This window comes from Acidobacteriota bacterium (genome assembly GCA_016195325.1).
In the GTDB taxonomy this organism is placed as follows: Bacteria; Acidobacteriota; Polarisedimenticolia; order JACPZX01; family JACPZX01; genus JACPZX01.
The window spans coordinates 1-8,322 of sequence record JACPZX010000031.1 but is presented as its reverse complement, the minus strand read 5'-3'; the positions used below and the strand labels follow the sequence as shown (position 1 = coordinate 8,322).

The 8,322-nt window shown below is 69.2% G+C and carries 7 protein-coding genes; 6 read left to right on the top strand and 1 reads right to left on the bottom strand.

All coding sequences use genetic code 11. The annotated features are described in order from the left end of the window. The 4 genes from HY049_07780 to HY049_07765 form a co-directional block, all read left to right on the top strand. Positions 1–564, top strand: a 564-nt coding sequence (locus tag HY049_07780) for a pyruvate:ferredoxin (flavodoxin) oxidoreductase (GenBank protein ID MBI3448798.1), incomplete at its 5' end; no start/stop codon positions are given. Then, complete coding sequence (locus HY049_07775; GenBank protein ID MBI3448797.1) at positions 561–1,553, top strand: dihydroorotate dehydrogenase-like protein; 993 nt, start codon at positions 561–563, stop codon at positions 1,551–1,553. The genes HY049_07780 and HY049_07775, both read left to right, overlap by 4 nt. Positions 1,554–1,635: 82 nt before the next feature. Continuing rightward, positions 1,636–2,487 carry a hypothetical protein gene (locus HY049_07770; protein ID MBI3448796.1) on the top strand — a complete coding sequence of 284 codons (852 nt, stop codon included), beginning with the start codon at positions 1,636–1,638 and terminating at the stop codon, positions 2,485–2,487. Positions 2,488–2,491: 4 nt separating this feature from the next. Then, positions 2,492–3,640 carry a trypsin-like peptidase domain-containing protein gene (locus HY049_07765; GenBank protein MBI3448795.1) on the top strand — a complete coding sequence of 383 codons (1,149 nt, stop codon included), beginning with the start codon at positions 2,492–2,494 and terminating at the stop codon, positions 3,638–3,640. Between the two features lie 8 nt (positions 3,641–3,648). Here HY049_07765 and HY049_07760 read toward each other — a convergent pair whose 3' ends face one another. Then, on the bottom strand, positions 3,649–4,728 hold the full coding sequence (locus HY049_07760; protein ID MBI3448794.1) for a peptidylprolyl isomerase: 1,080 nt from the start codon (positions 4,726–4,728) through the stop codon (positions 3,649–3,651). Between the two features lie 156 nt (positions 4,729–4,884). Here HY049_07760 and HY049_07755 point away from each other — a divergent pair, with 156 nt between their 5' ends. Beyond that, positions 4,885–5,625, top strand: coding sequence for an SDR family oxidoreductase (locus tag HY049_07755; protein ID MBI3448793.1), 741 nt, complete (start codon positions 4,885–4,887; stop codon positions 5,623–5,625). Beyond that, entirely contained in the window at positions 5,622–8,297 is a 2,676-nt protein-coding gene (locus HY049_07750) for a glucosidase (protein ID MBI3448792.1), read from the top strand. The genes HY049_07755 and HY049_07750 overlap by 4 nt, the downstream gene beginning before the upstream one ends. Positions 8,298–8,322: the final 25 nt, after the last annotated feature.

The window sequence follows — 8,322 nt, the reverse complement described above, 5'->3', positions numbered from 1 at the left end:
GAGGTGTACTCGAACACCGGAGGGCAGCAGTCCAAGGCCACGCCACTGGGCGCGGCCGCCAAGTTCGCCGTGGCCGGCAAGGAGTCCGGCAAGAAGGACCTCGGGATGATGGCCATGGGGTACGGCCACGTCTACGTCGCGCGGGTCGCGATGGGAGCGAAGGACACCCAGACGCTCAAGGCCTTCCTCGAGGCGGAGGCCTTCCCTGGGCCGTCGCTCATCATCGCCTACAGCCACTGCATCGCCCACGGGTACGACATGGCCTTCGGCGCGGAGCAGCAGAAGATCGCCGTAGAGGTGGGTTCCTGGCCGATCTACCGGCACGATCCCCGCCGCGCCGCGACGGGACTCTCGCCGCTCTCGATCGACTCGGCGCCCCCCCGGGGGAGCCTCGAGACCTACACCCGGAACGAGACTCGATTCCGGATGGTCGAGCAGCAGGACCCCGAGCGGTTCGGGCGGCTCATGGGCCTCGCGAAGGAGGAGATCGACCGGAAGTTCGCGGCGCTGCAGAGCCTGGCGGGGGCGAAGCCCGCGTCGAAGGGGCCGGGAGGGAACCGATGAATCTGAACACGACCTACCTCGGGATCACCCTCCCTCATCCCTTCATGCCGGGGGCCTCCCCGCTGGTGGACGACCTCGACACCGTGCGCCTGCTCGAGGACGCGGGGGCGGCGGCGATCGTCATGCACTCTCTCTTCGAGGAGCAGATCACGCGCGAGCAGCTCGGGACGCTCGACCAGTTCGAGTCGCACGCCGAGTCGTTCGCGGAGGCGTCGTCGTTCTTCCCGCGCGCCGCCGACTTCCGCCTCGGGCCGCACCAGTACCTCGATCAGATCCGCCGCATCAAGGAGGCGGTCAAGCTCCCCGTCATCGCGTCCCTCAACGGAGTCACCGCGACGGGGTGGCTCGAGTACGCGCGGTGGATCCAGCAGGCGGGGGCCGACGCCCTCGAGATCAACGTCTACTACGTCGCCACCGACCCCCGGGAGTCGGGGAGCGACGTGGAGCGGCGCACCCTCGAGATCGTCCGGGCGGTGAAGAGCGCGGTGACGATCCCGGTGGCCGTGAAGCTCTCCCCGTTCTTCTCGTCGCTCACCCACGTCGCGCAGGAGCTCGACGATCTCGACGTCGACGGGCTCGTCCTCTTCAACCGCTTCTACCAGCCCGACATCGACGTCGAGAGCCTCGAGGTCGTCCCGACCCTCAAGCTCTCGGACTCCACCGAGCTGACGCTCAGGCTGAGATGGCTCGCGATCCTCTCGGGGCACGTCAATGCGTCTCTGGCCGTGAGCGGGGGCGTCCACACCCCTCTCGACGCCGTGAAGGCGATCATGGCGGGTGCCCACGGCGTGCAGGTGGTCTCGGCGCTCCTTCGAAACGGCGTGGATCACCTGACGTACCTGAGGGACGGCCTCTCCGCGTGGCTCCAGGAGCACGAGTACGAGTCACTCACGCAGCTCCGCGGGAGCATGCGGCTCCATGCGTGCCCCGACCCCGGCGCCTTCGAGCGCGCCAACTACATGCGCGTCCTCCAGAGCCGCCGCGACTGATCGCCGCGGCCCCGATGCCGGGCGCCGCCCGCCGCCGGATCAGATTGACACGGCCGGCGGGGTGGCCTAGAACTGCGGCCGCATGAGCGAGCCGGCGTGCCTCTACACGGTCCTCCACGCGGGGCGGGAGCGCCTCGACGAGATCCTGAGAGATCTCGTCACCCCCGCCGCGCGCGCCGTCGCCTCGCACCCCGACCTCGACTCCCTCTTCTTCGTCCGCTACGACGAGCCCGACTGGCAGGTGCGCTTCCGCATTCTCGGGAAATCCGCGTGGATCGAGGGGCCCGTTCGGGAGATGGTGGATCGTCTCCTCGCGCCGCTCCTGGCGAGCGGGCTCGTCGAGCGCCACGAGTTCGGCGCGTACGACCGGGAGTGGCCGAGGTACGGCGGCCCCGAGGGGATGGCCCTCGCCGAGAAGCTGTTCCTGGTCGACAGCCTCGCCTGCCTCGAGCTCCTCGAGGCGGAGCGTGGCGGCCGCCTCAAGAAGACGCGCCGCGAGATCAGCATGATGATCACCGAGCGATTCCTCGATCTCGCGCGTTTCGACGCGCGCCGGCGCATCGACTTCTACGGCCTCGGCTGCTCGTGGGCGGTCGCGTCGTGGAAGGACGAAGATCTGGCGACCCTCGACAGGAAGTACCAGGCGCTGAGGCCGGGGCTCGCGAATCTCTTCGGCGCCGCCGCGGAGGGGGACCCGGTCGCCCTCTACGGCTCCGAGGAGGCGGCCCGGATCGCCGGGAGGCTCCTCGAGGGCTCGCGCCCCGTCGTCGAGGAGATCCTCGCCGCGCACGCCGCGGGTCGGGTGAGGCAGGACATCGTCTATCTCGTCTGGTCGTACGCGCACATGCACTGCAACCGGCTCGGCATCGAGCCGGCGCCGGAGGCGATCCTCCGCTACTTCATGCACCGTCTCCACAGCGAGACGGCAGGGTGATGCGATGCGCTTCAAGGTGATCCTTCTCTCGGCGGCGGCCGTCGCCGCCGGCTACGCGGCCGGCCGAGCCGGTTCGTCCTGGACACCGGCGGCGGCCGTGCCGTCGCCCTCCGGCGAGGGTCTCCTCGCCGCGACCCAGGCTCCCCCCGCGCCCGTCGAGTCGGGCGGCGCGCTTCCCGAGGGGCTCGGCCCGGAGGAGTCGCGCAACATCCAGATCTTCCGCGCGTCGGCCGACTCCGTCGTCAACATCACGAGCATCGCCCTGCGGCGCGACTTCTTCTCGCTCGACGTGATGCAGATCCCGCAGGGGACCGGGAGCGGGTTCGTGTGGGACAGGGAAGGGCACATCGTCACGAACTTCCACGTGATCGAGGAGGGAAACGCCTTCACCGTGACCCTCGCCGACCAATCCTCGCTCGAGGCCGAGGTCGTGGGGTACAGCGAGGACAAGGACCTCGCGGTCCTCAAGGTCAAGGCGCCCGCCGACAAGCTCGCCCCCCTGCCGCTGGGGAGATCGCACGATCTCATCGTCGGCCAGGCCGTCCTCGCCGTGGGGAACCCCTTCGGGCTCGATCACTCGCTCACGGTCGGCGTCGTCAGCGCCCTCGGCCGCGAGCTGCGCTCGCCGTCGGGACGAACGATCCACGACGTCATCCAGACCGACGCCGCCATCAACCCGGGGAACTCCGGGGGTCCGCTCCTCGACTCGAGGGGGCGGCTCATCGGCGTGAACAGCGCCATCTACAGCCCCAGCGGCGGGTCGGCGGGGATCGGCTTCGCCGTCCCGGTCGACACGGTGCGCAAGCTCGTCCCCCAGCTCATCGCGCACGGCAAGGCGGTGCGGCCGGGGATCGGGATCACCCTGGTGTCGGACAGCGTGGCGGGCCGGCTCGGGCTGAAGGGGATCGCGATCTACCGGGTGCGGACGGGCTCCCCGGCCGACGCGGCGGGGCTCCAGGGGGTGCGCTCGAGCCGGATGGGAGACGTCGTGCTCGGGGACGTCATCGTCGCCGTCGAGGGGCGCCCCGTCGAATCCAGCGACGATCTTCTCGACGCCTTCGAGACCGCGGGGGAGGGGGCGACCGTGAGGCTCACCGTCGAGCGGAGCGGGCACCGCCGCGACGTGATGGTGAAGCTCGCGGCGGTGGAATAGGGGCGAAGCTAGAAGATCTCGACCTTCGCGGAATCCCTCAGCCCCTTGAGGTACGTCTGCACGGTCGTGCGGGCCTGCCGCTGCTTCAGGAACGACTTGAGTCGCTCGCCGACCTCGTCGTACGTGGCCGACTGCGCCGCGTGGCGATCCGTCACCTTGATCACGTGGTACCCGAACTGCGTCTCGACGACGTCGCTGATCTGGCCGACCTTCAGGGTGAAGGCGACGGCGTCGAAGGCGGGCACCATCTTCCCCTTCGGGAAGAAGCCGAGATCGCCCCCCTGCTCCGCGGAGCCGGGATCCTGCGAGTACGTCTTCGCGAGCGCCGCGAAATCCTCGCCGGCCTTCGCCTTCTTCGCCGCCTCGTCGATGCGCGCCTTCGCGGCCTTCTTCTGGTCGTCGGTCGTCCCCTGCGGCAGCCTCACGAGGATGTGGCTGGCGCGGACCTCCTCGGGCTTCTGCATTTCCTGAGGATGCTGGTCGTAGTAGGCCTTCGCGTCGGCGTCGGTCACCGTGATCTTCTCGAAGACGTTCGTCTGGATGAGCTTGTTGATGGCGAGGTTCCGGTTGATGCTCAGGAGGAAGGCGTCCTTGTCGATCCCCTGCGCCTTCATGTTCTCCTCCCACTTCGCCTCGTCGGGGAAATTCTTCTTCGATTCGGCGACGGCCTCGTCGACATCCTTCTGCGAGACCTTGATCCCCTCGGCCTGGCTCTTCTGGTAGGCGAGCTCGGTGCCCACGAGCGCGTCCATCACCGCCGTGTGCACCTGCTTCATCTGCTCGTCGGGGAGGTTCGGCGGGGCTCCCTGCTGCATGAGGAACTCGCGCGTCGCCTCGTCGAAGTCCTTTGCGGTGATCGTGACGCCGTTGACCTTCGCCACGACGGCCGCCGGGTCCTTCGGGATCGCCGAGGGGGCCGTCCCCTGGGGCGACCCGCCCGCGGCCGGAGCCGCCGCGGCGGCCGCTCCGCTGGCGCCCGCCGGCGTGGCCGGCGAGTTCGCGTCGACGGCCGCGCGGTCGCCCGCGCACGCCGGCGAGGCGAGGATGATGAAGGTGACGGCGAGGACGTTGCGAGTGCTGAATCTCATCGTGTTTGGACCTCGTGTGGAGTCGGTGGCGGCACCCCGCGCGGGACGTGGCGGCTGGGGGACCCGTTGGCGCAGCGCGCATCTTAAACCCCGCCCCCCGCCCTCGTCCACGCCCGCGTGCGGTAGACTGCCGCGCCACACCACGCGAGGACGACGATGGACCTCCAGGGGAAAGCCGCCTTCGTCAACGGCACCAAGCGCCTCGGCGCCGCGATCGCCCTCGCGCTCGCGCGCGGCGGGGCCGACGTCGCCGTGACGTACCGGGCCTCGCGCGCCGAGTCCGACGCCGCCGCGAAGGCGATCGCGGGCCTCGGAAGGCGGAGCCTCTCGCTCGAGTTGGATCTCAACGCACCCGAGTCGATCGAGCGCGCCATCGCCGCCGCCGCCTCGGCCTTCGGTCGCCTCGACATCCTCGTGAACGTCGCCTCCATCTACCGGAAGTCGCCCCCCGGCGCCGATCCCTCCCGCGACTGGGACGAGAACATGGGCGCCAACGCGCGGGGAGCGTACCTGTGTGCGCTGGCCGCGGCCCCGCACATGCGGCGCCAGGGGGGAGGGCGCGTCGTGAACTTCGCCGACTGGCTCCCCGCAAGCCGCCGCCCGCGCTATCCCGGCTACCCGACGTATTACGTCTCGAAGGCCGCGGTCGTCGCGATGACCGAATCCCTCGCCCTCGAGCTGGCGAAGGACGCCATCCTCGTCAACGCGATCGCCCCCGGGCCCATCCTTCCGCACGAGGGGATCACCCCCGAAGAGGACGCGGAGGTCCGCCGGAACACCCCTCTCGGCCGGTGGGGAGGGGAACAGTCGATCGTCCAGGCGGTCCTCGCGCTTCTCTCGTGCGATTTCGTCACCGGCGAAGTCCTCCGGGTTGACGGCGGGAGGCACCTCCGGTGACCGAGCGCGATCCCTCGCGGCTCTTCCGCACCGCCGAAGGGCTGCGGCTCGAGGCGTCGCGACGCCAGACCGCCCACTGGAAGCGCTGGGGACCGTACCTGAGCGAGCGCCAGTGGGGGACGGTGCGCGAGGACTACTCGCCGGGTGGCACCGCCTGGGAATACCTGCCGCACGATCACGCGCGCTCGCGCGCGTACCGGTGGGGGGAGGACGGCCTCGCGGGGATCTGCGATCGCCACCAGCAGATCTGCTTCGCCCTGGCCCTCTGGAACGAGCGCGATCCCATCCTCAAGGAACGCCTCTTCGGCCTCACCGGCAACGAGGGGAATCACGGCGAGGACGTGAAGGAGTACTACTTCTACCTCGACTCGACGCCGACCCACTCGTACATGCGCTGGCTCTACAAGTACCCGCAGCGCGAGTTCCCGTACTGCGACCTCGTGGAGGAGAACCGGCGGCGCGGCCGCGGCAGCCACGAGTACGAGCTGATCGACACGGGGGTCTTCGAGGAAGATCGCTACTTCGACGTGGCCGTCGAGTACGCGAAGGCGACCCCCGAGGAGATCCTCGTCCGGATCACCGCCACGAACCACGGCCCCGAGGCGGCGTCACTCCACATCCTCCCGACGATCTGGTTCCGGAACACGTGGGCCTGGGGGGAGATGGCGCCGAAGCCCCGCCTCGAGCGCGGCGCGGTGGACGCGAGCCACGCCACAATCACGGTCGATCACCACCAGTACGGGAGGCGCTGGCTCGTCTGCGAGGGGCGCCCGGAGCTCCTCTTCACCGAGAACGAGACGAACGCGAGGCGCCTCTGGGGGAGCGACGCCGGCCCGATCTTCGCCAAAGACGGCATCAACGACTACGTCGTCTCGGGGGCGCACGGCGCCGTGAACCCCGCGACCGTGGGGACGAAGGCCGCCGCGAACTACGGCGTGAACATCCCCGCGGGCGGGCGCATCGTGGTGCGCCTCGCCTTCCAGGACACGCCGCCCACCCCTCAGAGGTTCGGCCCCGAGTTCGAGGGGACGTTCCGGAAGCGCGCGCTCGAGGCCGACGACTTCTACTCGACCGTCGCCCCTCCCGGCATCTCCGACGACGCCCGCCTCGTGCAGCGCCAGGCCCTCGCCGGGATGCTCTGGAGCAAGCAGTTCTACCATTACGACGTCAGGCGCTGGCTCGCCGGCGACCCCGGCCAGCCTGAGCCTCCCGCGGGGCGCGAGAGCGGCCGCAACTCCGAGTGGCCGCACCTCTACAACGCCGACGTCATCTCGATGCCCGACAAGTGGGAGTACCCGTGGTACGCCGCGTGGGATCTCGCCTTCCACTGCGTCTCCCTCGCCGTCGTCGACCCCGACTTCGCGAAGGATCAGCTCATCCTCATGCTCCGCGAGTGGTACATGCACCCGAACGGCCAGCTCCCGGCGTACGAGTGGGCCTTCGGCGACGTGAACCCTCCCGTCCACGCCTGGGCCGCGTGGCGCGTCTACAAGATCGACCGGAACCTCCGGGGCGTCGCCGATCGCCACTTCCTCGAGCGCGTCTTCCAGAAGCTCCTGTTGAACTTCACGTGGTGGGTGAACCGCAAGGATGCCGAGGGGCGCAACGTCTTCCAGGGGGGCTTTCTGGGGCTCGACAACATCGGCGTCTTCGATCGGAGCAAGGAGCTGCCGACCGGGGGCCACCTCGAGCAGTCCGACGGCACGTCGTGGATGGGGATGTACTGCCTCAACATGCTCGCCATCGCCCTGGAGCTCGCGAAGGAGAACGACGCCTACGAGGACGTCGCGAGCAAGTTCTTCGAGCACTTCGTCTACATCGCCCACGCGATGAACGATCGCGGCGGCGAGGGGATCGAGCTGTGGGACGAGGAGGACGGCTTCTACTACGACGTCCTCCACCTTCCCGGCGGCGAGCACCACTTCCTCAAGATCCGCTCGATGGTGGGGCTCATCCCGCTCTTCGCCGTCGAGTCGCTCGAGCCCGAGATGCTCGAGAACTGCCCGGGGTTCAGGCGGCGCCTCCGGTGGTTCATCGACAATCGGCCGGAGCTCGCCAATCACGTGGACATGTCGCAGACGAACGACGTGGGGCAGAAGCGCATCCTTCTGTCTCTGGTGAACCGCTCGCAGCTCTCGCGCGTGCTCCGCTACATGCTCGACGAGGAGGAGTTCTTGTCGCCTCACGGGATCCGGTCGGTCTCGCGGTGGCATCGCGATCATCCGTACCTTCTCGACGTGAACGGGACGGTTCACCGCGTGGACTACGAGCCGGCGGAGTCGCGGTCGGGGCTCTTCGGGGGGAACTCGAACTGGCGGGGGCCGATCTGGTTTCCGGTGAACTATCTCCTGATCGAATCGCTGCAGAAGTACCACCACTACTTCGGGCCATCTCTCACGGCGGCGTTTCCCTTCGGGTCGGGGCGGGAGCTGCCGTTGTGGGAAGTCGCGGCGGAGCTATCGCGGCGGCTCACGCGCCTCTTCATCAAGGACCCGGTTCGGCGGCGGCCGGTGCTCGGCGACGTCGAGAAGTTCCAGAGCGATCCCCGGTGGCGGGATCACATTCCGTTCCACGAGTTCTTCCACGGGGACACGGGAAGGGGACTTGGCGCGAGCCACCAGACGGGGTGGACGGGGCTGGTCGCGAAGCTGATTCAGCAGAGCGGGGAGTAGGCGGCCTACTCACGTGAGTCCTTCT